Annotated in this window: 23 protein-coding genes and 1 other RNA gene; 10 read left to right on the top strand and 14 right to left on the bottom strand. The window is 64.5% G+C overall.

The window, feature by feature from the left end:
• The first annotated feature begins 73 nt into the window (after window positions 1-73).
• The 4 genes from OPU69_RS03105 (at window position 74) to OPU69_RS03090 (ending at window position 4,069) form a co-directional block, all read left to right on the top strand.
• Window positions 74-1,294, top strand: coding sequence for a hydrolase (locus OPU69_RS03105; protein ID WP_498509291.1), 1,221 nt, complete (start codon window positions 74-76; stop codon window positions 1,292-1,294).
• The gene (locus tag OPU69_RS03100; RefSeq protein ID WP_498509290.1) at window positions 1,291-2,301 is read left to right on the top strand and encodes an arginine N-succinyltransferase; all 1,011 of its coding nucleotides are present in this window, start codon (window positions 1,291-1,293) and stop codon (window positions 2,299-2,301) included. Before OPU69_RS03105 ends, OPU69_RS03100 begins: the two co-directional genes overlap by 4 nt.
• A gap of 199 nt (window positions 2,302-2,500) precedes the next feature.
• Window positions 2,501-3,751 carry an N-succinylarginine dihydrolase gene (locus tag OPU69_RS03095; protein WP_498509289.1) on the top strand — a complete coding sequence of 417 codons (1,251 nt, stop codon included), beginning with the start codon at window positions 2,501-2,503 and terminating at the stop codon, window positions 3,749-3,751.
• Window positions 3,752-3,841: 90 nt separating this feature from the next.
• Entirely contained in the window at window positions 3,842-4,069 is a 228-nt protein-coding gene (locus OPU69_RS03090) for a hypothetical protein (RefSeq protein WP_060977674.1), read from the top strand.
• Window positions 4,070-4,118: 49 nt separating this feature from the next.
• On the opposite strand, the gene ssrA is transcribed toward OPU69_RS03090, so the two are convergent.
• Together ssrA and mscL are read right to left on the bottom strand one after the other, a co-directional pair.
• Window positions 4,119-4,462: a transfer-messenger RNA gene (gene ssrA / locus OPU69_RS03085) on the bottom strand.
• Window positions 4,463-4,678: 216 nt separating this feature from the next.
• Entirely contained in the window at window positions 4,679-5,104 is a 426-nt protein-coding gene (gene mscL, locus OPU69_RS03080; RefSeq protein WP_498509288.1) for a large conductance mechanosensitive channel protein MscL, read from the bottom strand.
• Window positions 5,105-5,264: 160 nt separating this feature from the next.
• Here mscL and OPU69_RS03075 point away from each other — a divergent pair, with 160 nt between their 5' ends.
• From OPU69_RS03075 to OPU69_RS03060, 4 genes are all read left to right on the top strand, one after another.
• Window positions 5,265-5,855: a LemA family protein gene (locus tag OPU69_RS03075; RefSeq protein WP_066043925.1), complete on the top strand. Its 591-nt coding sequence runs from the start codon at window positions 5,265-5,267 to the stop codon at window positions 5,853-5,855.
• 50 nt (window positions 5,856-5,905) lie between these two features.
• Window positions 5,906-6,694, top strand: coding sequence for a TPM domain-containing protein (locus OPU69_RS03070; RefSeq protein ID WP_498509320.1), 789 nt, complete (start codon window positions 5,906-5,908; stop codon window positions 6,692-6,694).
• Between the two features lie 6 nt (window positions 6,695-6,700).
• Entirely contained in the window at window positions 6,701-7,384 is a 684-nt protein-coding gene (locus OPU69_RS03065; protein ID WP_498509287.1) for a TPM domain-containing protein, read from the top strand.
• Window positions 7,385-7,512: 128 nt separating this feature from the next.
• Complete coding sequence (locus OPU69_RS03060) at window positions 7,513-8,043, top strand: NUDIX hydrolase (RefSeq protein ID WP_498509286.1); 531 nt, start codon at window positions 7,513-7,515, stop codon at window positions 8,041-8,043.
• Between the two features lie 28 nt (window positions 8,044-8,071).
• Here the strand turns inward: OPU69_RS03060 and rimK are convergent, their stop codons facing one another.
• The 8 genes from rimK to OPU69_RS03020 form a co-directional block, all read right to left on the bottom strand.
• Window positions 8,072-8,977, bottom strand: a complete 906-nt coding sequence (gene rimK / locus OPU69_RS03055) for a 30S ribosomal protein S6--L-glutamate ligase (protein ID WP_060980134.1) — start codon at window positions 8,975-8,977, stop codon at window positions 8,072-8,074.
• Between the two features lie 10 nt (window positions 8,978-8,987).
• The gene (locus OPU69_RS03050) at window positions 8,988-9,458 is read right to left on the bottom strand and encodes an ATP-dependent zinc protease family protein (RefSeq protein WP_498509285.1); all 471 of its coding nucleotides are present in this window, start codon (window positions 9,456-9,458) and stop codon (window positions 8,988-8,990) included.
• A gap of 84 nt (window positions 9,459-9,542) precedes the next feature.
• Complete coding sequence (gene gdhA, locus OPU69_RS03045; protein WP_060980136.1) at window positions 9,543-10,898, bottom strand: NADP-specific glutamate dehydrogenase; 1,356 nt, start codon at window positions 10,896-10,898, stop codon at window positions 9,543-9,545.
• A 220-nt stretch (window positions 10,899-11,118) separates the two neighbouring features.
• Window positions 11,119-11,994, bottom strand: a complete 876-nt coding sequence (locus OPU69_RS03040) for an SRPBCC family protein (protein WP_498509284.1) — start codon at window positions 11,992-11,994, stop codon at window positions 11,119-11,121.
• 93 nt (window positions 11,995-12,087) lie between these two features.
• The gene (locus OPU69_RS03035) at window positions 12,088-12,765 is read right to left on the bottom strand and encodes an MBL fold metallo-hydrolase (protein WP_060980137.1); all 678 of its coding nucleotides are present in this window, start codon (window positions 12,763-12,765) and stop codon (window positions 12,088-12,090) included.
• 37 nt (window positions 12,766-12,802) lie between these two features.
• Window positions 12,803-13,141: a helix-turn-helix domain-containing protein gene (locus OPU69_RS03030; RefSeq protein WP_060980138.1), complete on the bottom strand. Its 339-nt coding sequence runs from the start codon at window positions 13,139-13,141 to the stop codon at window positions 12,803-12,805.
• Window positions 13,142-13,195: 54 nt separating this feature from the next.
• Window positions 13,196-13,357, bottom strand: a complete 162-nt coding sequence (locus OPU69_RS03025) for a type II toxin-antitoxin system RelE family toxin (RefSeq protein ID WP_196490519.1) — start codon at window positions 13,355-13,357, stop codon at window positions 13,196-13,198.
• A 140-nt stretch (window positions 13,358-13,497) separates the two neighbouring features.
• On the bottom strand, window positions 13,498-14,196 hold the full coding sequence (locus tag OPU69_RS03020) for a S24 family peptidase (RefSeq protein WP_498509319.1): 699 nt from the start codon (window positions 14,194-14,196) through the stop codon (window positions 13,498-13,500).
• 127 nt (window positions 14,197-14,323) lie between these two features.
• On the opposite strand from OPU69_RS03020, the gene OPU69_RS03015 reads away from it, so the two are divergent.
• Together OPU69_RS03015 and OPU69_RS03010 are read left to right on the top strand one after the other, a co-directional pair.
• Window positions 14,324-14,509, top strand: coding sequence for a hypothetical protein (locus OPU69_RS03015; protein ID WP_066117455.1), 186 nt, complete (start codon window positions 14,324-14,326; stop codon window positions 14,507-14,509).
• The gene (locus tag OPU69_RS03010; protein ID WP_498509283.1) at window positions 14,506-14,838 is read left to right on the top strand and encodes a hypothetical protein; all 333 of its coding nucleotides are present in this window, start codon (window positions 14,506-14,508) and stop codon (window positions 14,836-14,838) included. Before OPU69_RS03015 ends, OPU69_RS03010 begins: the two co-directional genes overlap by 4 nt.
• A 43-nt stretch (window positions 14,839-14,881) precedes the next feature.
• On the opposite strand, the gene OPU69_RS03005 is transcribed toward OPU69_RS03010, so the two are convergent.
• From OPU69_RS03005 to OPU69_RS02990, 4 genes are all read right to left on the bottom strand, one after another.
• Window positions 14,882-19,195, bottom strand: a complete 4,314-nt coding sequence (locus OPU69_RS03005) for an LVIVD repeat-containing protein (RefSeq protein ID WP_498509282.1) — start codon at window positions 19,193-19,195, stop codon at window positions 14,882-14,884.
• On the bottom strand, window positions 19,176-20,999 hold the full coding sequence (locus OPU69_RS03000; protein WP_066115117.1) for a hypothetical protein: 1,824 nt from the start codon (window positions 20,997-20,999) through the stop codon (window positions 19,176-19,178). Before OPU69_RS03000 ends, OPU69_RS03005 begins: the two co-directional genes overlap by 20 nt.
• A 339-nt stretch (window positions 21,000-21,338) precedes the next feature.
• Entirely contained in the window at window positions 21,339-23,321 is a 1,983-nt protein-coding gene (locus OPU69_RS02995; protein WP_060980142.1) for a heme-binding protein, read from the bottom strand.
• Between the two features lie 95 nt (window positions 23,322-23,416).
• Window positions 23,417-24,802, bottom strand: a complete 1,386-nt coding sequence (locus OPU69_RS02990; RefSeq protein ID WP_498509281.1) for a multiheme c-type cytochrome — start codon at window positions 24,800-24,802, stop codon at window positions 23,417-23,419.
• Window positions 24,803-24,985: the final 183 nt, after the last annotated feature.

Raw genomic sequence — 24,985 nt, 5'->3', positions numbered from 1 at the left:
AAGGCGGATAAGGCAATCCGGTTTCGCCTGCTACGGGTGGCGGGATGCCTCCAACCCGGCTAAGAGGTGGCGGATGACGACCAGCCCTGCCAGCCTGACCGCATCCGAAATCGCCTGTCTGGAGCGGATCGACCAGGCTGCGATGCTCGCACAGCTCGAGCATTGGGCGGCGATCAATAGCGGATCGGGCAATCTGGCCGGGCTGGCCCAGACCGCCGCGCTGCTCGCCGAGAGTTTTTCCGTACTGCCCGGCGAGGTCCGGCTGGTCGATGGCGCGCCGGTCGAGGCGGTGCGCGCCGATGGCAGTATCGACACGATCGAGCGCGGACAGCATCTGGTCGTCTCGGTGCGCCCCGGCGCGAACCTGCGGCTGCTGCTCACCGGGCACATGGACACGGTATTCCCCGCCGATCATCCGTTCCAGAGCCTGACCTGGCTCGAGCCGGGCGTGCTGAACGGCCCCGGCGTCGCGGACATGAAGGGCGGGATCGCGGTCATGCTCGCCGCGCTGCAGGCGGTCGAGAGCTCGCCGCTCGGCGCGACCATCGGCTATGACGTGCTGATCAACAGCGACGAGGAGGTGGGTTCCGCCTCGTCCGCGCCGCTGATCGCCGGGCTCGCGGCAGGCAAGGCGGCCGCGCTGACCTATGAACCGGCCCTGCCCGATGGCACGCTGGCGGGCGAGCGCGGCGGATCGGGCAATTTCTCGATCATCGTCACCGGCCGCTCCGCCCATGCCGGGCGCAATCCGCACGAGGGCCGCAACGCGCTGGTCGCTGCAGCCGATCTCGCGGTACGGCTGAAGGCACTGACCCGCGACGGCCTGTCGGTGAACCCCGCCAAGATCGACGGCGGCAGCGCCAACAATGTCGTGCCCGATCACGCGATATTGCGCGTCAACTTCCGCCCGCAAAGCCTTGAGATGCAAGCCTTTGCCGAAGAAGCGCTGCACCGGCTCGCCGACGAGATCGCCGCAGCGCACGAGGTCGGCGTGCATGTCCATGGCAGCTTCGGCCGCCCGCCCAAGCCGATCGATCCGGGCGCGGAAAAACTGTTCGGGCTGGTCAAGGATTGCGGCGCGGCGCTGGGGCTCGACATATCCTGGCGCGGCACCGGCGGGGTGTGCGATGGCAACAATATCGCGGCGTGCGGCGTGCCCGTGGTCGACACCATGGGCGTGCGCGGCGGCGCGATCCACAGCGCCGACGAATTCCTGATCGCCGACAGCCTGGCAGAACGCGCCCGGCTCTCGGCACTCACCATATTGCGGCTTGCCGAAAAGAGGGGGTTATGAGCTTTGTCATCCGGGCGGCGATGCCCGACGATTTGCAGGCAATCTACGAGATGGCCAAGCTGACCGGCGGGGGGTTCACCAACCTGCCCGCCGACCGCAAGTCGCTCGAGGGCAAGATCGAGCGGTCGACGACGTGTTTTGCGCGCGCGGACGACGATTTGCGCGACGAGCTGTTCGTGCTGGTGCTCGAGAATACCGAGACGGGCGAGATCCGGGGCACCTGCCAGCTGCTCACCCAGGTGGGGCAGAAATGGCCGTTCTACAGCTATCGCCTCAGCACGCTGACCCAGCACAGCGCCGAACTCGGCCGCACGTTTCGCGCCGAGATATTGAGCCTGGTCACCGATCTGGAAGGATCGAGCGAGGTCGGCGGGCTGTTCCTCCATCCCAACGAGCGCGCAGGGGGCCTCGGCATGCTGCTCGCGCGCAGCCGCTATCTGTTCATCGGGCTGCACCGCGCGCGCTTTGCCGACCGCATCCTCGCCGAACTGCGCGGGATCATCGACGATGCAGGCGATTCGCCGTTCTGGGACAGCATCGCCGGACGGTTCTTCGGGATGAGCTTCGACGAGGCGGACACGTTCAATGCGCTGCACGGCAACCAGTTCATCGCCGATCTGATGCCCAAGCACCCGGTCTATGTCGCGATGCTCAGCGACAGCGCACGCCATGTGCTCGGCCGCCCCAATGTCAGCGGTCGTGCTGCGATGCGCATGCTGGAAAATGAAGGCTTTGCGCACGAAAATTATGTCGACATCTTCGATGGCGGCCCGACCATGACCGCCCGCACCGATCAGGTCCATTCGATCCGCAACGCGCGCGATGCCAAGGTTGCCGCGATGGGTGAAGGTGGCACCATGTCGCTGGTCGCCTCGGGCCGCCTCGCCGATTTCCGCTGCGCCTATGGCAAGGTGGCCGATGGCGAGGAAGGTGTGACGCTGGAAGCGAAGACGGCAGAGATATTGCGTGTCAGCGCGGGCGATGAAGTGCGCTGGGTCGAGAGATAGGAACACAACACCCCTCTCCCCAAGAGGGGAGAGGGCTGCGGAGACTTATGAGCAAAGCGAATTAGTCGCAGCTGGGTGAGGGTGAGAATACGCCGCCAGTAGCGAGCGACACCCTCATCCAACTCCGCCTAACCAGCAAGCTGGCAAGGCTTCGTATCCTTCTCCCTTCAAGGGAGAAGAATTTAGGACAGGACGAGAGATGCTCACCGAGATCAATTTCGACGGAATCATCGGCCCCAGCCACAATTATGCGGGTCTCAGCCTCGGCAATATCGCCTCGGCCAATAACGCCGGTTCGGTCAGCGAACCGCGCGCCGCGGCGCTTCAGGGTGTCGCCAAGATGCGCGCGAATATGGCGCTCGGGCTCGCCCAGGGCTTTTTCATGCCGCTCGACCGGCCGAATACAGCCTGGCTGGAGAGCCTCGCCACCGATGTCGCCAGCGCCGAGCCGCATCTGCGCGCCGCCAGCTTTTCCGCCTCCTCGATGTGGGCGGCCAATGCCGCGACGGTCTCCCCTGCCCCGGATACCGTCGATGGCCGCTGCCACCTGACTGTCGCGAACCTCGTGACCATGCCGCATCGCAGCCATGAATGGACGGGCACGCTGGCGCAGCTGCAACTCGCCTTTGCCGACGAGCGCCATTTTGCGGTGCACGGCCCGGTCCCCGCCCCGTTCGGCGACGAGGGCGCGGCCAACCACATGCGGCTGTGCGAGCGGCACGACAGCAAGGGCGTCGAGATTTTCGTCTATGGCAAGACGGGCGGCCCCTTCCCCGCACGCCAGCATGTCGAGGCGGGCAAGGCGATTGCGCGGGCGCACGGACTGGCAGCGGATCGCACCCTCTTCATCCAGCAGAGCGAGACCGCGATTGCTGCCGGAGCCTTCCACAATGATGTCGTCGCGGTCGCCAACGAGAGCGTGCTGCTCGCGCACGAACAGGCGTTCGAGGACCGCGAGACCGCCTATGCCGCGATCCGCGCGGCATTTCCCGCGGTGCAGATCGTAGAGGTGCCCGCGAGCGCGGTGTCGCTCGCCGATGCCATCAGGAGCTATCTGTTCAACGCCCAGCTCGTCACGCTGCCCGATGGTGGCCAGGCCCTGGTGCTGCCGAGCGAATCGCAGGAGGTGCCGGCCGTGTGGCAGTGGCTCGAGGCGATGGTCGCGGGCAACGGGCCGATCCGGCGGCTCGTGCCGGTCAATGTGCGCCAGTCGATGGCCAATGGCGGTGGCCCGGCCTGCCTGAGGCTGCGCGTCGTGGCCGATCCCGCGACGGTCGATCCGCGCTTCATCGCGACGCCCGAAAGGCTCGATGCGATCGAGAAGATCATCGCCGCGCACTGGCCCGAGCGGATTACGCCGGGCGATCTCGTCGACCCTGCGCTGGCCGAAACGGTAGGCGCAGCGCGGCGCGCGCTGCTCGATGCGCTCGATCTTTCCGCGCTCGCCTGACCTGTCGGCAGGCTTTACAGCTTAACCCTTTCTTAACTATCGTCTGCGGCAGAAAACCGCCCTTGGCACAGGGCTTGCGGGGGAATGCCCATGTTCGAGAAGATCCGTCGCCTCTTCATCATCAAGACCAAGTTCGAGGTGTATCTGATCACCTATGCCCTGGCGCTGGGGGCCTGCGAGCGCGGCAAGCTCTATCTCGATCAATATCCCGGCTATGGCGGCTGGCTGCTGTTCGTCGCCTGCACCGGCGCGGTGTTCATGGCAGGCGCGAAGATGCTCGACGCGATCGATTACCAGAAGGCGTACGGGCCCGAATAGCGATGTGGCAAGGTGGAGAGCTTCTGTTGCCCGGTGCTCTCCAAACCGCTGAACTCCGCTTCTGTTGCCCGGTGGGTTCAACCGCGCTCTTACTTCCTTATTCTTGGCCGTTAGGCCGCTGAATTAGGCAGCAAGGGCGAGTGCGTCATTGTCATTGGCACTTATGAGTTTTGAGCCTTTAACGGGTTACTCAGCCCGGACGAAAACACCGCTTTTCAACACACGTCGATCCTAGTTCGGCCCCGTCAAAAGCCCCGTCTTCACGGGGTTCATGGTGGAGCCGCCGGGTACCGCCCCCGGGTCCGCTGTGCCTATTGCACGCCGCAATTTATCGTCATAGCCGGACGAACCGGCAGGAACCCATATAGCGATGCTTTGGTGAATGGGAAGTGAGCGGCGGGAGAATTTCCGGTGCTGCGCTCTCCCCTCCCCTTCGAAAGCCCTCCCCCTTGATGGGGGAGGGTTGGGTGGGGGCGATGGTGCAGGATCGAGCGAGGGATGCGAGACGCACCCTCACCCTCACCGCTGCGACTAGGTGGCAAGCCACCAAGTCTCGCTGCCTCTCCCATCAAGGGAGAGGTGTTCAGCGCAATATGTTCTTATGATCGCTCACTTCTTCAGCAAGTCCCGGATTTCCGCGAGCAGTTCGACCTCGCTCGGTCCCGCCGGAGCAGCCGGCTCCTCGGGCTTCTTTAACAGCTTGTTCGCGGTGCGCACGATCAGGAAGATGATGAACGCCAGGATCACGAAATTGATGATCACGGTGATGAACTGGCCATAGCCGAACAGCGGCACGCCCGCCTTCTTGAGCGCGGCATAGTCGTTCAGCGATCCGGTATAGGTCTCAGGCACCGGACCCAGCATGATGAAATAGCTGGAAAAATCCGCGCCGCCGAAGATCGCGCCGACCACCGGCATGATGATGTCCTCAGTCAGCGAGGTGGTGATCGTCGCAAAGGCCGCACCGATGATCACCGCGACCGCCAGATCGAGCACATTGCCGCGCGCGATGAACGCCTTGAATTCCTGAAGCACGTCTTTCCCCTTTTTATGCCTGCAGATGCCCCTATAATCGCCAGTGACGTGGAGATGTCGAGTGGCTTGCAAGTGGGGCGTGTAAAACATGGTCTTGCAGCTTTGCCGTATTAACACGATATAACGGTCGCGCGTTATCAACCGGAGGGAATTACTGACTATGCGTATCACCCGTTATGCCCTGCCCCTGCTGGCAGCGCTGTCGCTTACCGCGTGCGGCATCAACTCGGTCCCCACGGCGGAAGAGAACGCCAAGGCGAAATGGGCCGATGTGGAAAACCAGTATCAGCGCCGCGCCGACCTGGTGCCGAACCTGGTCGCGACGGTTCGCGCTGGCGCTGCATCCGAAGAAAAGATCCTGACCCAGGTGACGGAAGCGCGCGCCAAGGCGACAGCGATCAACGTGACGACCGAGGATCTTTCGGACCCCGAAACCTTCGAGAAGTTCAGCCAGGCCCAGAACCAGCTGACCCAGGCACTGGGCCAGCTGCGCACGGTGGTCGAGGCTTATCCGCAGCTGCAGAGCCAGCAGAATTTCACCACGCTGATGAGCCAGCTCGAGGGCACCGAGAACCGCATATCGGTCGCGCGGCGCGACTATAACGAGGCGGTGCGCGAATATAACACCACCATCCGCACCTTCCCCGATTCGATCGGCGCGAACCTGATCCACGGCGCCAAGCCCATGGTGCCGTTCAAGGCGACCACCCAGGGTGCCGAGGAAGCGCCCAAGGTCGATTTCGGCCAGTGAGCCGTGCGCCCGCCTCTGCGGGTGGCCTGAGAGCATGGCTCGGCCAGTGGCTGGCGGTAACGCTGCTGCTGGTCGCCGCCGCGCACAGCGCCGCCACCGCGCAGACATTCCCCAAGCTCACTGGCCGGGTGGTCGATAACGCCAATCTGCTTGATCCCGCGCAGGAGGCATCGCTTAGCGCCAAGCTGGAGGCGCTGGAAAAGCAGTCGACACGCCAGCTGGTCGTGGTCACCCTGCCCGATCTGCAGGGGTACGAGATCGAGGAATATGGTTATCAGCTCGGCCGCAAATGGGGCATCGGCCAGGCCGAGAAGGGATCGCTCGAAAAGGACAATGGCGCGCTGCTGATCGTCGCTCCCAACGAGCGCAAGGTGCGGATCGAGGTCGGCTATGGCCTGGAAGGCGTGCTGACCGATGCGCTGTCGAGCATCATCATCCAGCAGGACATATTGCCGCGTTTCCGCGACAAGGACATGCGCGGCGGTATCGCGGCGGGCACCGATGCGATCATCACCCAGCTGACCCTGCCCGAAGAGGAAGCGCGCGCCTATGCCGCCAAGGTCGAGGAGGAATCGCGCAAGGCCGATGACGGCGACGGCATCGGACTGTTCATCTTCTGGCTGATCATCATTTTCTTCTTCTTCGTCATCCCGATGATCCACGCGGCGCGCGGCAAGGGGCGGCCCTATCGGAGTTCAGGCATCGGCGGCATCACGACCTGGGGCGGGTCATCGGGTTCGTCCTGGGGCAGTTCTTCCGGCTCATCCTGGGGTGGCGGCGGCGGTTTCGGTGGCGGCGGCGGCAGCTTCGGCGGCGGCGGCTCCTCGGGCGGATGGTGAGGCATCATGGCAAAAGTTGAAAGCGTGAGCCCCGACGAGCACTGCATCGTCACGGCCGCTGTGGCGGAGGCCGAGAAGCAGACCGATGGCGAGATCGTCACCGTGATCGCCCAGCATTCGGATGACTATCGCGAAACGCCGATCTATTGGGCGGTCGCGGCGATGTTCCTCGCGCTAGCCTGTGTCGCGGTCTTTCCCGAATGGTTCGAAGGGCTGCTGAGCTTCGCCACCGGCGGATGGCAGCATGTCTATACGCCCAGCGAATATCTGACGCTGGTGATGCTGCTGCTTGCTGCCAAGTTCGGCGCCGTGCACCTGATCGTGGCATGGAAGCCGCTGCGCTTGGCGCTGACGCCATCGGTGGTGAAGCATGCGCGGGTGCGCGCCCGCGCGGTCAACCTGTTCCGGGTGAGCGCGGAGAAGCGCACGCGCGGGCTGACTGGCGTGCTGATCTATCTCTCGATGGCCGAGCACCGCGCGGAGATCGTCGCCGACAGCGCGATCGCTGCCAAGGTCAGCCCCGATGTCTGGGGCGAGGCCATGGCCGACATGATCACCGAACTGCGCGCGGGCCGCGCGGGCGATGGCATGGCGGCGGCGGTGCGCGATGTCGGCAAAGTGCTGGCCGAGCATTTCCCCAAGAGCGATGACAATCCGAATGAGCTGCCCGACCGGCTGATCGAGCTTTGAGGGCCTCTCGCCCCTCCCCATCCCCCGTCACCCCCCGCGAACGCGGGGGTCCCGCGTTTCCGTTAGCATCAGGCCAAAAGCGGGATTCCCGCTTTGCCGGGAATGACGATAACAGGACCAAGACCACCATGACCCACCCCGCCATGAGCGAACCCGAAGAAACCGTCTGGCAGGGCCGGTTCATCACCACCAAGAAGCGCGGGACATGGGAATATGTCTCGCGCAGCCGAGGCATCGGCGCAGCGGTGATCCTCGCAGTGCACGAAGGTGCCGTCGTGCTGGTCGAACAGTTCCGCGTTCCGTTGGGGCGCAACTGCCTGGAACTGCCAGCCGGGCTGATCGGTGACGAGACCAGCGGCGAGCCGCCCGAGCTGGCCGCAGCCCGCGAGCTCGAGGAGGAAACGGGCTTTCGCGCTGGCCGGATCGAGAGTCTGGGCGAATTCTTCTCTTCGCCCGGCATGGTCAGCGAATGCTTTCACCTGATGCGCGCACACGATCTGGAACGGGTGCATGCAGGCGGTGGCGTCGCGGGCGAGGAGATCAGCGTCCACGTCGTGCCACTGGCAGAGCTGGATACCTTCATCGCCGCAAAGCGCAGCGAAGGCTGCGGCATCGACGTGAAGCTGCTGCTGTTGCTCGGCGCGAAGATGCTGGGCTGACCGGCGCTCCGGTCAGCCCGATCGCGGCTTACCCTTTGCCCTTGGTCTTGGTCTTGCCCTCGCGGCAATTGGCGGCGAGGAAATCGATGATCATGCCCGCAATATCCTTGCCGGTGGCATTCTCGATCCCCTCCAGCCCCGGCGAGCTGTTAACCTCCATGATCACCGGGCCGTGATTGGAGCGCAGGATATCGACGCCCGCGACATTGAGACCCATGACCTTGGCCGCGCGCACGGCAGTCGAGCGTTCCTCGGGGGTGATCTTGATCGCCCTGGCGCTGCCGCCGCGGTGCAGGTTCGACCGGAAATCGCCCTTCGCCCCGGTGCGCATCATCGATGCGACGACCTTGCCGCCGATCACGAAGATGCGGATGTCGCTGCCATCGGCTTCCTTGATGAACTCCTGCACCAGGATATTGACGTTCGCGCCGCGAAACGCCTCGATGACCGACTTGGCCGATTTCTCGGTCTCGCCCAGCACGACGCCGATGCCCTGCGTGCCTTCGAGCAGCTTGATGACGACGGGCGCACCGCCGACGATCTTGAGCACCTCGTCGGTCTGCTTCGGGTCATGCGCAAAGGCGGTGACGGGCAGGCCCAGGCCATGCTTGGCAAAAATCTGCATCGAACGCAGCTTGTCGCGCGAGCGGCCGATGGCGACGCTCTCGTTCAGCGACCACACGCCCATCATCTCGAACTGGCGCAGCACCGCCAGGCCATATTGCGTGATCGACGCCCCGATGCGCGGGATCACCGCGTCATATTTGCCGATCGGTTCGCCATGATATTGCGCGCCGGGCCGGTGCGAGGTGACGTTGAGCGTCACCCGCAGCGTGTTGAGTATGTCGACCTCGTGTCCCCGCTCGCGCGCCGCCTCGCACAGGCGGACATGCGAATAGAGATTGGGATTGCGCGCCAGCATCGCGATTTTCATTGGGGGCACTTCATCTGTCGGTTTCCTCTGGCAGGCCGAGCGTCCATTTGCGTCGGCAGTCGACGCGAAAGCCGCGCCGCAGCGCCCGGCGGCCAATCAATATGGGGAAGTTCATGGTGTTGCGGTTGGCCAAGGTCATGTGCCCTTTCCAGCGCACGCTACCAAGGACCATGGTCGTTTCGATGACATAGCGCAGCTCGATCGCTCCGTTCGAGCTCTTGACGCTGCGCTGCTCCACTCCGGGCGCGCGATACTTGCGTGCCGCCTCGCCGCGATGCGCGCGAAACCAGAATTCGACGACCAGCTGGCCGTCGATCATCACCGGCTTGACGCGGGTTGCGTGGATGGAAGAGGTCGCTGCCCCGGTATCGATCTTGGCCTTGATCTTCGACAGGCCAAGGTCGGGCAGGTCGACGCATTCGACCCAGCCGATATCGATCGGTTGCCGGTCTGCTTTGAGGGTGCGAGGAGACCGGGCCATCGCCGCGCCCGTTAGCAGGCGCTGCGTTGAATGCAACAGGGTTGCGGCGAGCAGTTCGTCCTGCCCGCCGCACCCTTCACGGCGTCAGACTACGCCAAATGCGAGCATGGCATCGGCGACCTTCTTGAAGCCCGCAATGTTCGCGCCCTTCACATAGTCGATATAGCCGCCGCCCTGATCGCCATATTTGATGCAGCTGTCATGGATGCCGGACATGATGTCCTTGAGCATCTGCTGCAGCTCCTCTTCCTTCCACGCGCGACGCTCGGAATTCTGGCTCATTTCGAGGCCCGAAACCGCGACGCCGCCCGCATTTGAAGCCTTGCCCGGGGCGTAGAGGATCTTGGCGGCCTTGAACGTGTGCACGCCGTCTAGATCGGTCGGCATGTTCGCGCCTTCGGACACCGCGATGCAGCCATTGGCGACCAATGTCTTGGCATCCTCGCCCAGCAGCTCGTTCTGCGTGGCGCAGGGCAGCGCGACATCGCAGGGCACGCCCCAGGGGGTCTTGCCCGAATGGAAGGTGGCATTGGGGAAGGCTTCGACATATTCCTCGATCCGGCCCCGGCGGTGCGTCTTGTGTTCCTTCACCCAGTTGATCTTGTCCTGGGTGATGCCATCGGGATCATGGATGAAGCCGCCCGAATCGGACAGGGTGAGCACCTTGCCGCCGAGCTGCACGATCTTCTCCGCCGCGTGCGTGGCGACATTGCCAGAGCCGGAGATGACCGCCGTCTTGCCGACCAGGTCCTGGCCCTTGGTGGCGAGCATGTTGGCGAGGAAATAGACCGCACCATAGCCGGTCGCCTCGGTGCGGATCAGCGACCCGCCCCATTCCAGCCCCTTGCCGGTGAGCACACCGGTAAACTGGTTGGTGATGCGCTTGTACTGGCCGAACATGTACCCGATCTCGCGGCCCCCCACGCCGATATCGCCGGCAGGCACGTCGACATCCGCGCCGATATGGCGATAGAGCTCGGTCATGAAGCTCTGGCAGAAGCGCATGATTTCGCGCGTGCTCTTGCCCTTGGGGTTGAAGTTCGATCCGCCCTTGCCGCCGCCCATGGGCAGGCCGGTCAGCGCGTTCTTGAAGGTCTGTTCGAAGGCCAGGAATTTCAGCACCGATTCGGTGACCGAGGGGTGGAAGCGGATGCCGCCCTTGTACGGGCCGATGGCGTTGTTGTTCTGCACGCGCCAGCCGCGCTGCACGCGGATATTGCCGTTATCGTCCTCCCAGCAGACGCGGAACGAGACGACACGGTCGGGTTCGGCAATGCGGCGCAGGATCTGCTGCGCGTGATATTGCTCCTTGTCCGCCATGAAGTCGAAAATGTCTTCGGCGACTTCCTGCACCGCCTGGACGAACTCCGGCTGGTGCGGGTTGCGCTTCTTCACGCCTTCCATGAAGGTCGGCAAGTCTACGTGATCGGATACGGCCATAGGTCCCCCCTTTGAGGTGGTGCTGCGAACTGCGCGACCCGGCCCCAATGCAGCGAACTCTCCTGATTCGCCTGCATTGCTGCGCGAACTCTAACGCAAAACCCGCGCTGCGAAAGTGCTAATCCGCACAGAAAGGGGCAGCATTCCGGGGCTCGCAGCCAGCATGGCCGTTCGAGCGATGACGCTCATGCTGCACGCATGCGGTGCAGCATTGCCGGGATCAGCGACCGCCCTGCTCTTCATCCTCATCGCGCGCCGGTCGCGTCAGCGGACGCGTGCCGGGCTTGTAGCGCTTGGGCGCGCCGGGGTCCGCTACGACAGGTTTCGCAGCCGGCTTGGCAGCCGCAGGCTTCTCGATAGGCTTGGGGGGAGTCGCCTCCCCGCTGGACACGCTATCGTCGGGTCCGAGATCGGTGACGAGCGCGCTGACACCGCCTGGCGATCGCGCCGTTGCGGGCGCGTCCTCGTCCGGTACAGAGTCCTCCTGAAGAGTGGCAGGCTTGTCATCGGCCGGCTTGCTCGCCTCGCCCGCTCCGACCAGCGGCCCCAGCGCCATGCCGAGCCGCGAGAGCTGCGCGACCATCACCCCGTCCACTGCGGGTGCGATCTCGGACGTCTTCATGCGCATGAAACCGCCGACGACATAGTCCATCATGATGCGCGTGCCGCCCTTGACCGGCGTTAGCGTGAAGGTCAGCGCGCCGGTCACCGCTTCGCCCTGCAACGGCCCCAGCCCGCCGGACAGACGCAGCAGCTTGCCCGGATCGACATAGAGGATCTGCATATGCTGCACGCTGCCGCGCAGCGTCCGCTGCGGTGCGCCGCTTTCGGTCGTCGCCTCATTGGGGATCAGTTCACAGAAACAGCCGCCCGCCTGCGCATCCATGTACAGATTCTCGGCATTGCCGGTCCATGTGTGATCCTTGTCCCACCATTTGGCGGGTGTCCGCAGCATGGCGAAGGTCGCATCAGGATCGGTGGAGACGGTGACGCTGTGCTGGACGACAAAGCCGTTATCGGCCTGCTGAACAATCTCGGCCCGGGCAGGCGTGACGACGGCCAGCGTGGCGGCGAGTGCGGCAAAAGCGGTGCGCATGGAAAATCCCCTCGATCAGCCGCACAGCCATGCCGCCGAAAGCGCGCCGGGGCAAGTGGGGGCATAGGCAAGCCCCTCACCCGATTGTCAGGATCACGCCAGGACGTGATCGGCGACAAAGCCGTTGCGCTGGCGCTCGAAGCCGAAATTGCTGGTCGGGCCATGGCCGGGCACGAATACGGTGTCATTGCCCAGCGGCCAGAGCTTCTGGGTGATCGAATCGATCAGGTCCTTGTGATTGCCGCGCGGAAAGTCGGTGCGGCCGATCGAGCCCTGGAACAGGACATCGCCGACGATCGCCAGCTTCGAAGGCGCGTGGTGGAAAACGACATGGCCCGGCGTGTGGCCGGGGCAATGGATCACGTCGAGCACCAGATTGCCGACGGTGACGGTATCGCCGTCCTTCAACCAGCGATCGGGCTCGAACACCGATCCGGCGATCCCGTAATTGCGGCCATCATCGTCGAGCCGCGAGATCCAGAACCGGTCTTCCTCATGCGGCCCCTCGATCGGCAGGCCCAGTTCCTTGGCGAGCGTGCCGGTCTCGCCGCAATGGTCGATATGGCCATGCGTCACGAGCAGCTTTTCCAGCGTTACCCCCGCCTGTGCCACCGCGGCCTTGAGCTTGGGCAGATCGCCGCCGGGATCGACCAGCGCGCCCTTCATCGTCTCAGTGCACCAGAACAGCGTGCAGTTCTGCTGCAACGGCGTCACCGGAATGATCGCAGCACGAAGCGGCGGCTGGGCGGGATTGGCGGATGCGTCGGTCATGTAAGGCTATGTGGCAAGGATGGCGGGAGGGTGCAAGTCAGTCGTCCTCGATAGACCAGAGCGGCGCATCCAGCGCCTTGGCAATAGCCCGGCGCAGCTTGGCCGTTCCGCGTGCTGCGCCGGATTCGATCTTGCTCAGCCAGACCTGGCTGCATCCTGACTTGGCGGCGAGGTCAGCCTGCGAGAGGCCGCGAAATTTGCGCCAGGCCGCGATCGGCGACAAACCATCGTTGAGCATCAAACCGACGACTTCACCGGGAACGCCCTGCTCGCCCTGGCGCATGCGTTCCAGTTGCAGGGTAGCGGCGATGACATCCTCGGCATCTTCGGCCAGTTCGCGCAGTCGCTCAAACTCGGCGGCGGTCAGCACGACCATCCTGGTGCCGTCGGGCGCGGTAAAATGCTGTGGTTCATATCCCATCACTGCACCTCAATCATAAGCACTGCCGCGCGACGCGACCCGCACCACATGAACCACAACCATGTCCTGGTTGAAGATCACGCGCCAATCGCCGACCCTCAAACGCCAGAGCCGCTCCTCGCCCCTGCAACCGCTTGACCTGATTGGTGAGGCTCGCTGGATCTTCGGCATATTGTGCAACCTTTGCCTAAATGCGTTTCGCCGTCGCGTTGTCGATCGACCGCAACGTCTTCAGTGCATCCCGGGCGTAGATGATCTGCCGCACGAAAGCGATCTATAACAAATCGTACAGAAATTCAATAACGGATCGTTTAAACCCGCCGCCCTGCCCAGATCACGTGGCCCACGATATGCACGCTCTCCGGCGCGACATCGGGATAGCTGGGGTAAAGCGCGTTGTCCGAGGTCACCGACAGCCGCCCGTCGGGACGAAAGGCGAGCCGCTTGACGATCAGCGCATCGTCCATGCGCAGCACGTGGATCCCGTCGCGGCGGCGCGCGGCGGTGCCGCCGTGCATCGCGACCAGGATGTCGTCGCCGTCGTTCAGCGTCGGCGCCATCGAATCGCCCTCGACGCGGATCATCGTCACCGCGTCCGACCCGGCACCCAGCCGCCGCAGCCACGCTTCGTCGAACGCGATCTCGGCGACCGGGGCTTCATCGTCCGCCAGCGCGCCGGGGCCGGCCGATGCGCCGACCGCCAAGCGCGGGATCAGGCGCATGCGCGCGGGCAAAGTCCGGTGCGGCTGGCTGACCCGCACGGGTACGCGCCCTGCCCTGCCGGGCCTCGTCTGCACCTCGTCGTCGGGCGCACCGAGCTGCGTCTCGCTCACACCGAAGAACTGCGCCAGGATGCGTCGGTCGCGCTCGTCGAGCCTTTTGGGCGTGCCGCGCTTGATGAACTGCTGGATATAGGCCGGGTTCTTGCCGAGCAGCTGCGACACCCCGGCAAAGCTCGCCCCACGCGCCGCGATCAGCCTTTCCAGCATCTGGCGAACATCCTGTTCCATAATGGACATATAGCATCGCGCAGGAATTTCTCAAGGATATTTCCTACATCTTACGAATCGCTTATAGGAATATTCCTACGAACATCCTGCGGGCCGTCGCCCGCATCGAGACGCGAAGGAGAATGCGATGCCGCTGCTGCGCCTGGTTGAAATATTCCTGCGCGAAACGGGAATGCCGCGCACCCGCTTCGGTCGCCTGTCGGCGGGCGATCCACGTCTGGTCGATGACCTGCGCCGGGGCCGCGAGCCGCGCAAGGCCTTGCGGAATCGGATAGAACATTTCATGAACATTTACCGAGAGGAGCAGGCATGATCCACCAGAAGATTCGCCACGACCCCGCCACCGCGCTGATCCGCGCGGTGCTCACCCTCGCATCCGGCGAGGCCGAGCTGCAAGAGCATCGCGGCACGAACTGGGCCAGCGCGACCTTTACCGGCATGCGCCATGTGATGCGCATCTCGCTGTCGGGTGAGGATGGCATCCGCACCGGCGAGTGGCTGGCGAGCGTCCTGCCGGAGCATGAATTCCGCATCGCCGGACATCTTGTCGCCGATATCGCGGTCAGCGCCGTCCACCGCCGCGCCGAGGGCAACCCTGCGATGACCCTGACCATCGAGGCTCTGACGGTCGAGGCGGACTGACGTCCGCCTCTCCCCTCTCCTATCGCTGAAATCGCTCGTTCGCTTATTGACCCCTGGCGGTCAACATCGCCGGGCGCGGGCCGAGCCAGTCGGCCATGGTCACCGTATCGCTGACCTTGTACGGGCGGCCCGCCTTGTTGAGGAAAAGCTTTTCCATCTCGCTGCGGGTGAACGGACGCGAGCCGAGGCGTCCGAAGATCGCCATCTGCCCGCCCGATTCATCGACCCCGCGGTCGCGGTCTAGCCCCTTGGCGACAGCGAGCGCCGCCGACGGGGTCTTCGCCCAGGCGATCAGTTCGGGCCTGGGATCGGGCGAGAAGCCGTAGAAATTGGGCTGGCTCGACGGCGAGGTCAGTTGCAGCACCTTCATCCCGTTGCGGCCATCGGCGACATAAGCGAACAGCGTCGCGTTGGTCGATCCGACGATCACATCCTCGGCATCGTTGAGAATGCCACCGGCGTTGTAGCGCATATATTCGCGCGGTGCCTCGGGATTGGTGATGTCGAGGATCACCAGACCGTCCTGCTTGGCGGCAACATAGGCGAAGGTGCGCGCGAGATAGAGCTTGCGCGCGTCGGCCAGCCGCACCGTGCCAGAGGGCACCGCCACAGGCGCTTCGAGCCGCGTGATGTCGAACAGCTTGATGCCATCTGCATCGGTCACCCAGAGATAGCGGAACTGCACCGCGCTCGCCCGCGCATCGGTGAGCGGCAGCACCGCCATCAATTGCGGGTTGAGCTTGCTGTAGTTATAATCGCGCGGCGGATTTGCCGGGATCGGGTCGGACAGACGCACGACCACGAGCCCGGCATCGGCGGTGATATAGGCATAATCGCCCGCCAGCGTGATATGCCGCGCACCCTTCAGCACATTGTCCGGGTTCCAGGTCAGCGTGCGCTTGAAGAAGTTGTTACGGAACTCGCCATCGGCCAGCGTGTCGATATTGACCGCGATCAGACCTTCGACGCTGTCAGTGACGAAGGCATAATGATAGACCGCGTGGAACGGCTGCTCCTGATTGGCCTCGCGCATTTCGGGCGTGTTGCGGCTTGGCGCGATCGGCTGGGTCGTCGCGATCGCCATGCAGGTCGCGTTGGTGGTCTTCACATGCGTGTCATGGCCGAGCGACGAGAATGGCGCGCGGATGATCCGCTCCGAAAAGCCCTTGTTGCCGATCGAGGCGATGTCATAGGCTCGGAAACCGCCCTTGCCTTCCGCGACGAACATGTACTCGCCCCGGTTCTGCAGGCAGTTCACGCGGCCATCGGTGCCCTGCACGACATTGGCGAACTCTTCACGCGCGTTGGTCTCGCCCGACAGGCCGTCGCTGAAGATCGGGCCGCGCGTCCAGTTCTTGAGCTCGCGGCCATTGTCCTCGACATGCTGCTTGTAGAAATCGGGATAGGCATAGCGGTGCAGATAGGAGCCGATGACCGCCTGCGGCTCGTCCCATTCGGTGACGCGCACCGCCTCGAACCCACCCTCGAGTCCGAACCAGCTGTTCAAGCCGACAAAATTGACGAAATTGGTGCCGAGCAGCAGCAGCTGCGCCATCACGGCATTGTTATCATTCGCCTCGCTGAGGTGACAGTCGGTGCACTGCTTGGTCTCGGTCTTGCGGACCGTGTGCGGGAAGTGCGGCGCGAACGCCTGGGACGAGAAGCCCGGGGCCGAGATCGGCGGCTGCTGCACATAGATGCGCTCGCGGTTGATATTGGTCGACGACAGGATCAGCGCCGAGGTCGAGCGAATCGGGGCGATGATATTGCCCTTGCTCGTCTGGTGACGACCGATCTGGAACATCTCGTCGCGCGCCACCTGCGGGTTGTAGGTCGCATAGTTGCGCGTCTCGTCTTCCTCGTATTTGTGGACCTTGGCCTTCCAGTTGGCCTCAATCGGCAGGTGGCATCCGCCGCACGAGGTCGTCCAGCTCAGATGGCAGGTGAAACACGCCATCTTGTCGGTATCATGCGCACGGTTCTCCTTCGAGACCGCAAGGCCGAAGCCGTATTTGCCGGTTTCTGCCCCGTCCTTCGCCATCAGCTTGGAGCGCGCCGCCTTGGGGTTGAAATCGGGGCTGTCGGGATTGACCGCATCCTTGACCAGGCTGACCTTCCACGACAGCTCGGGGTCGAGCACCGAGCGCTGGATCAGCACGCGCCGTCCGGTCGCATCCTTCATCCATTCGAAGCGGCGCTGGCCATCGGGATTACGGATCAGCGACAGGTTGTTGCCCTTGGGTCGCGCGGCGAGGTTCGAGGTGAACAGCGTCGGATAGGCATCCACCGTACCATGGCAGTCCTTGCAGCCGATCTCGACGGCATTGGCGACCTCGCCATAGATCAGGCCGTTGCCGTGCCCATCCTGGCTGAAATGGCAGTCCACGCACTGCATGCCGAGTTCGGCATGGATGTCCATCATGTGCACGGCCTTGCCCGGATTGGTGCCGACGGGAACGAACTTGCCCTCGCCCGCCTTGCGGAACTTCTCCGGATCGTCGGGGGAGACCATATTGGCGGTATCGGTGCCCCAGGTCGCCATGTTGCCTTCGGCGTCGAGCAGATTGCCTTTGCGGTCGCGCTTGAGGATCGCGCGGAAGTTCCAGCCATGGCCGTGATAATCGGCAAACTGCGTATCCTTGGCCTCGGTGTTGAGGTCATAGACGTTGCGCACGAAATCAAGATCCGACCACAGGCCGCGCGGCGATGCGCCCTCGGGATTGCGGTCGAGCGTCGCGCGCACTTCCTTGGCGGTGGGATAATGCTGCTTCTTGTAGATGCGCTGATAATCCTCTTCCGACATGCCCTCGGGCTTGGGCGCGCGGTTTTCTGGCCCCGGCCACAGCAGCGGCGCGTCGGATTCGTAATCCCACATCGTGTAGCCGAGATAGCTGTTCAGAAAGATGTTCGGCTGGTGCATGTGGCAATTCATGCACTGCGCGGTCGGGATCGCGCGGGTAAAGGCGTGCTTGAGCGGATGGCCCTTTTCCTTGAACGCGACCTTTTCGGCATGCCCGGCGTTCGCGCGACGGCCGTCGCCGCCACCGTGGCTCGATCCGTGCGCATCCGCACCTTCGGCGAGCGTGGTCCCGTGATCACCGCCATGACCGCCAGCGCCACCATGCTCCTCGTGATGCTCGGCCGCGTCATAATCGCCATAGCGACCGGGGCGCTTCTGTCCCTCGGTCAGGCTGTTGATCGTCGGGTCGTCGGTGATCGTCTGGCCGTCGCGGCCGTATTTGGCATAGACCAGGCTGTGGCGCGGTTCGCGGTCATTGGCGTAGACCACATGGCATGCCGCACAGCCCGAGGAGCGATAGTCGCCCGGCTGATCGTTGGTGCCCATCTGCCACAGGAACGGGTCATTGAGGCGGGTCTTGTGGATGTTCAGCACCGGAATCGCAACGCGCAGACCCGTGCCGGGGCCACGGTTCGACTGCTTGAGATCGGGACGACCCGGCTCTTCCAGGCGCTGGATGATGCCGACGCTGTTGGGCAGGCCGATTTCCGGAAAGGTCGGGTTGATGTTGCGGCCGCCGCGCTCGAACACGCGGAAGATATCGCCCGGCGGAATGATGTGCCAGGTCGGCAGCGGATACATGACCGGCAGCGCGCCGCGCGCCTTTTCCGCCTCGGTCACCGTGCCGTGCGCCGCGCCCGGCTCGGTCGCGGCCGACTTGATCATCGCCGGCTTGCCATCGCGGGTGAAGCTTTCGCCGAAGATATAGTTCTTGAACGGCACGATGCCGTTATTATAGGCCGCGCCGCCCCACAGCATCGCGCCCGTCGCCATCAGCGAGCGCTCGGACGCCTCGATGATCTCGATATGGCAGGCGCCGCAGGATTCGCGGACCACGCGGTAGTCCGACGGGTTGACGAAGCGGATGAACTCGGGCGCTTCCTTGGCGAGCAAAGCGTAAGAACGCTGCGGGTTGGCCGAGCTCGGCCATTTCCACGCCACCGGATATTTGGGCAGGACATGGCTCTTCATCAGCGCGTCCTGATAGGGCAGGCTTTCGCGGCCCCAGGCGTTGTCGCCCATCACCGTGGCATCGCCGCCATGGCAATCGGTACAGCCCAGCACCACGGCAGGCGAGGCATGCATCGTCTTGTGGTCGCTGGCGGTGTGGCAGGACTGGCAGCCTACGCTCTTGGCGTCAGCCTCGGCCCATTCCTGGTTCTCGGGCGCGGGCGGCGTGAAGCTGTACTTGACCTTCTGCGCTTTCTCCTTGCCCGATGCGAGCAGCTGATCGGCGGGAAGCGCAGCGAAGGTGACAAGCAGCAGGCTCGCCAGCATCAGCTTCCAATTGAAGGCGGGCAGAACGCCGCGCAGCCGGTCAGTACGCCAGGATCGCATTGAAAAGCACCGAATAAAAGAGGTCTGACTTGCCCGATTGGGTGAACAGGTCGCGGAAGCCGCGCGAGGGATCGAAGATCGCGCCCGACAGGCGGAACACCAGATTCTGGTTGGCATTGGGCCGCCAGATCGCCGCCGCCGAGACGTCCCAGCCGATCGATGCAGGCACCGTGCCTTCCTGCCGCAGCGCCTCGATCGTATCGGTCTTGTGGAACCACAGATGGTTCACGTTCGCCGACAATCGCGTCGTCGTGCTCAGGTCGAAATCCGCGCCCGCGCCGAGCAGCACCGTGCCCGGATTGTTGAAGTTGGACTGACCCTGTTCCTTGGACGAGCGCAGGTTGTTCAATATGCCGTTGCGCGTGTTCACGCCGACCGCGCGACCGCCGCCGGCAAACGGGATGACCTGGCGGATCCAGTAGCTGGTATCGGCCCCGGCAAAGATCGGGTTCTCGAAGATTGCGTCGAACCCGGCCTCGGTATCGTTATACGGATTGCCATCGCCGCTGGCGAACAGCCCCTGCAGGCGGAAGCGCGCCCAGTCATTGTCATAGCTCAGCTCCGCCGCGCCGAAATAGCTGCGGATATCGGCCTTGCGGCTGGTGAAGAAGCTGTTGCGGTCCTCGCCGAACGCGCCATAGGCCTGGCCGGTGATGTTGATCCGGCCGATGCGGCCATCGACCGCATAGCCCAGATACACGACATCATATTCCCGGCTGCGCAGGTCGCCGAGCAGCGCCGGGCGCACCGGGAAGCCGTTATCGTCGATCTTGAGCTCGCGCCCGCCCTCGCGGTTCATGTTGTACGTGACCGACACCTGGCTGGTCAGGCCGACCACCGGAAAGTCCTGCCGATAGACGTTGGCGAAGAACACCCAGTCGTCGCGCGGGCTGTCGACCACGCTGTTCAGGCCCGAATTGGTATCCTTTTCCAGCCGCCAGAACGCGCCCAAATTGAACTGGAAGCGGTTGTTGTCGCGGTTGCCGAACAGGCGGATGCCGAGCTGGTTGTCCTGGAAAAGGAAGCCGCGGAAATCGGCCTGCATCGGCTGAACGCCCGCGCGCAACGAGATGAAATCGTAGCGCGAGCTGTCATACTGGCCGAGGTGATAGTCGATGAACGCTTCCTGCACGCCCACGAAATGGTCGGTGCGGTGCGTCGGGCGCGAAGGCTCGACGAACAGGATGCGGCGTTCGTTGACATCGACATGGTTGACCTGTGCGGCGAGCACGAGCCGATATTCGATTGCGGGCGGCTTGTATGCGGTCTCGCCCTTGAGCAGCGAGAAGCCCGCAATCACCGTCTGCGCGACCACCAGCGAATCCGCCCGGCCGAACACGTCGAGGCTGTCGGGGCGCGCCGTGGTCTGCACGCCGACCGGTGTCGGGAAGCTGCGCGGCTCGATCACCGTGTCCGACACGACATTGGCGATGAAGAACCAGTCGTCCTCCTTGAGGAAGCTCGGGCGCTTGCCTTCGGGCAGCGGACGGTCGCCCTTCAGGACATTCTGGTGATAGGGGTCGAGCTTCGAGCGACAGACGTTAGACAGGTTCGGGTAGAGCCCGTAGATCGACTGGTCGCCGCCCTTGGTCGGGCAGAGCGAGGTGACGATGCGCCAGCGATCTGGCACCGGAAACTCGTCGGTCGGAAAGGCCTCGGGCGCAGGCGCACGCACCGCGCCGGGATTGTCCTGCGTGACCCGATCGGGCAGCTTTTTCTCAAGCCCCGGACGGCGGCGATCGTCGATCAGCGCCTCGTCGGCATCGATCGTTTCGGCATCCGGATCTGGCGCCGCTGGCGGCATCGCGCCGGGCGCCGGCGGCGCTTCCTGGTCCGCAGTGAGCAGCAGCTCGTCCTCGCCTGCCCCCCAGAAGAACAGGCTGTGATCCCCCGCCGTGCGCGGCGAGCTCAGCCTGTGCGGCGCCGGCACAACCGCTTTGCGGATCGGGCGCATGGCCGGTGCAGCCAGCTGCGGGGTCATCTCGTTCAGCGCGAGGCTCCGCCCCAGATCAGCTGCGATCAGTGCCGCGATGGCGGTTTGCGGTCCCTGTTGTGCGACAGGTTCGATCGCCGGATCGCCCACCACATCGCCAGTCCCGGCGAAAGCCACGATCGGGATAAGGGCGACGAGCGGCACGGTCATTTACAGACCCTCGCAGACATTCTGGGTGTTGGTATCGAGGAATGGCGCGAACGGGCAGCTGACATAGCGCAGCCGCACCTGGGCGCTGCCGACATTAACCACGATCCGGTCTGCGCGGATATCCTTGGGCGCATTGCCGATGCCGCCGCCCCGTAGGCCGCCATTGTTGAGGCCCAGGAAGCTGACCATGTCGTCCTGGTCGATGCCGTCGCCCGAAACCCCGATACCGCCGACTAGGGTGTTGCCGCGATAGATCGGTACCGATCCGGGGAATATCTGGATGCCGTTCTGCAGGCGGTTCTGCCCCTGCACCACGTCAGGCAGAGCGGTGCAACGCTGCGCGGTATCGGTGGGCGATGCGCCGGAGACGAACTGCGCGTGCTGGATGATGTTGGCGGCGATAAGCTGGACCTGCAGTCCGACAGCGAACGGGTTGAAATCCTCGATCGGGCGCGAGAACGGCCCCGGCGGTCGGCCAAGCTCGCCATCGGGGAAATAGGGCCGCGACAGATTGCCATTGGCACGGTCCGAAAAGGCGGTCTTGCCGGTCAGCGCCTGCGGATCATTGAGGAATGTCCGCACCGCCTGCACGAACGGCGCGACGCCGCCGCCCGCCGACAACAGGTTGGACGCCGCCACGGAGTTGGAGAAGAACGCTGCAGTGCGCGCCTTTTGCAGCGACACATCGGTCCCGAAAATCGGCGCATCGGGCGACCGGACGATGCCCAGCACCTGGCCGTGCGTATCGACGATCGAGATGGTCGCCTGCATGCGGCTGTCGAGCGGGCGCCGGATCTGCGCGCGCGCGCGGGTCAGCACGGTGAACGCCTCTTCCAGCACCGCGCGCACTTCGGCTGCGGTCAGCGGCTGCGTGACTGAAGTGGCATCGGTTCCCGCGCGGATCGGGAAGCGCGGATTACCCGATCCGTCGGTCAGGATGAAGGCATCGGTATTGCTGAACTCGGCCGCGCGCGCGGCGCGGATGCCCGAGGCTTCGGTGCCATAAGGCGTGCCCGCGATGATCGCGGCATTGGCATAGCCGCGCACCGCGATCAGGCTGCCCGCACTGCCGTTGATGGCTGCGAAATTGGTCGAGAGCGGGCCGATATCGCTGGCCTGGATATCGCTGAAGCGCAGCGTCGTTCCGTCCACCGTGATGCGGTCAGCGCGGATCGCTTCGGGCGCAGCAAAGCCCTGCGTCCCGGCAAAAGCGATCGCCTCTTCAGAATCGATGTCGCGGTCGAGGATATTAGGGTCGAAGCCGTAATCGCCATCGCCCATCACGCCGATCGCGCCGACGACCACGCCGTTCTTGTACAGCGGCAAGCCGCCTGCATCCGCCGCCAGACCCAGCGGCGAGCGCTTGGGACCGATGAACGCGCTGGCTCCGCCCGCCGCCTGGAAGCGGGCATTGAGGTCCGAGCAGGGCAGCTGGCTGAATTGCACCCCGAACAGCGGGCCGCTTTCCAACCCCCGGGTCGACGGCGCGGGCGGGAAATGCTGCTGGACGATCTGGCTCGCCGTGCGGGTCGAAAAGGCATTGCCGCCGCTCGACAGATAGGCGCCGGTAACCGCCTTGGCGATCGAGGCCATCTCGGCGGGCACATCGAGCCCCTGCGCATCGACGAACGGATTGTTGAGCCCGGCTTCGGTCATCGCGCTGGTCCGCGCGGTGGCGCGCGCGCCGTTCATCCGGAACACCGCCAGCACATTGCCTACGCGGTCGACCACCGTGATCACGGACGGCAGATTGCGCCTCTGCGCCTCACCCACCGCCTGGGCGATGATGGTCTGGACCTCGGCCACGGTGAGCGCTTCCTGCGCTGGCGCGGTAAAGTTGCCACCCGCGGGCGGCGGAGTGGGATTGGGCGTGGGCGTCGGGCTGGGCGCAGGCGTGGTGCCGCTGCTGTTGCCGCCCCCGCAAGAGCTCAGCACCAGCGCCATTGCTGCCAGCGATGCCGTAACCTTGCCAATCCGCATCATGCGTTTCTACTCCGCCCGGATGCGACCCGGCCCGACATCACGAAACTGAACTCACCAAAACGTCCCACCTTGGTCATCTCCCTGCCCGGCCGGCCTTATTGCAGCGACCGGATGGTCCGCACTGCGCCCCCCAGCGCCCGGCGGAATTCGAGCGGCTTGTAACCATTGGGCTCAGCCACGGCGGCATAGGCCTGGTTGATCTGCGCCCTGAGCGACGTCGCGGCGCCGCCCGATACCTGGCCCTGGTTCACCAGACCGCTGAGCAGCGTATCCACCGCCATCACCGCCTGCACGCTGCCCTCATAATCGGTATAGCGCGGGCTGATCGCCTCGCTGGCGATCGCCTCCATGATCGAGAAGGTCTGCGCGCGGGTGAAGTCGCTGCGGCTGAACTGATCGGCCAGCGCCATCGCGGTCTGCCGGAGCCGGTTCGCGGCCTCGACCGCCGGGGCGCGACCCTGCGCCATCGCGGCATGGAAGGCGCGCGCCTGCTGCTCGTACTGCTGCGCCATTCCGGGCGCTGCGATCCGCACCGCCGCCGAGAGCATGATCATGTTCTCGTCATTATAGGGCGGCATGCCGGTCGGGATCGGACGGCCCGGATTGCTGAGCTTGGTCGGACGCGCATCCTCTTCGTCATAGATGCGGCGGTGGCAGCTATGGCAGTCGAAGAAATAGAATTCGGGGAAGACACCCTCCTGGCCGATGCCCGGCTTGCCGAACAGGCTCAGCGAGCGTTCCAGCGCGATCGCCTGGCCCACCGCCCACATGCGCATGCTGTTGGTCTTGCCCTTGCGCTGACGGTAGTCGGCGTCCTCGTCATGGTGCTGGGTTAGTGTCGAGAACAGGTCAAGCTCGAACGAGATGCGCGGGTGACCCGCCGCCATGATCCGGTGGTTGACGAACTGCCCCGGCGCATCGTTGCCCAGATGGCAATCGAGGCACACGCCCGCGCGCGCCTGAGCGTTCTCGAGCGGAATCATGCCCTGAGCGACGTTGCGCGCGTGGCTGGTGCCGGTGGCATAATGGCTCGACAGCCAGCCCGATGCGGCGCCATGGCACGCTTCGCAGCTCACGCCGTCATTGACCTGGAAGCGCGGCCCCTTCGCTGCTGCCGGGGTCGAATGGCATCCCAGGCACATCGCGGCCGAACGCGGATCGCCGATGCCCAGCTTCTTGCCGATGGCGAGGCTGCGCGGTTCGCCCAGAACGCGAAAAGCGCGGCTGTGCGCCCCGCCCGGGGTCGATTCTTCCTGCCAGCGCCACAATTCGTCCTGGCGCACCACCTCACCATCGGCCTCGTTGCGGCCATGGCAGGTCGATCCCGCACAGCTGCCCACGCCCATATGCGTGCCGCGCGCGGCAGCGCTCGCCGCCTGCGCCTCAAGCCGCTCAGCGGCTGCGAAATTCGCGATGAAGAAAGCGCCGATCGCCACGGCAAGACAGGTCACGCCCGCAATCGCGGCACGGATTCCACCCAAGCGTTGAACGGCCAAGAGCCATGTATTGTGCATCGTCGCTTTTACCCCCGGCTCCATGCGGAACCGGCCCCCGATAGACTAACGATGCGACCCCTTAGTCTTGTCTTGCGGTCTCTTATCGCCGGTTCGTCCAGCAGTTTCAAGGCAATCCTTCAGGCGCCGCCGCAAAAATCTGTGGCCATC

It is taken from the genome of Blastomonas sp. 34TW, from assembly GCF_059803595.1.
The sequence above is the reverse complement of the archived record's forward strand: the minus strand, read 5'-3'. Positions and strand labels throughout refer to the sequence as shown.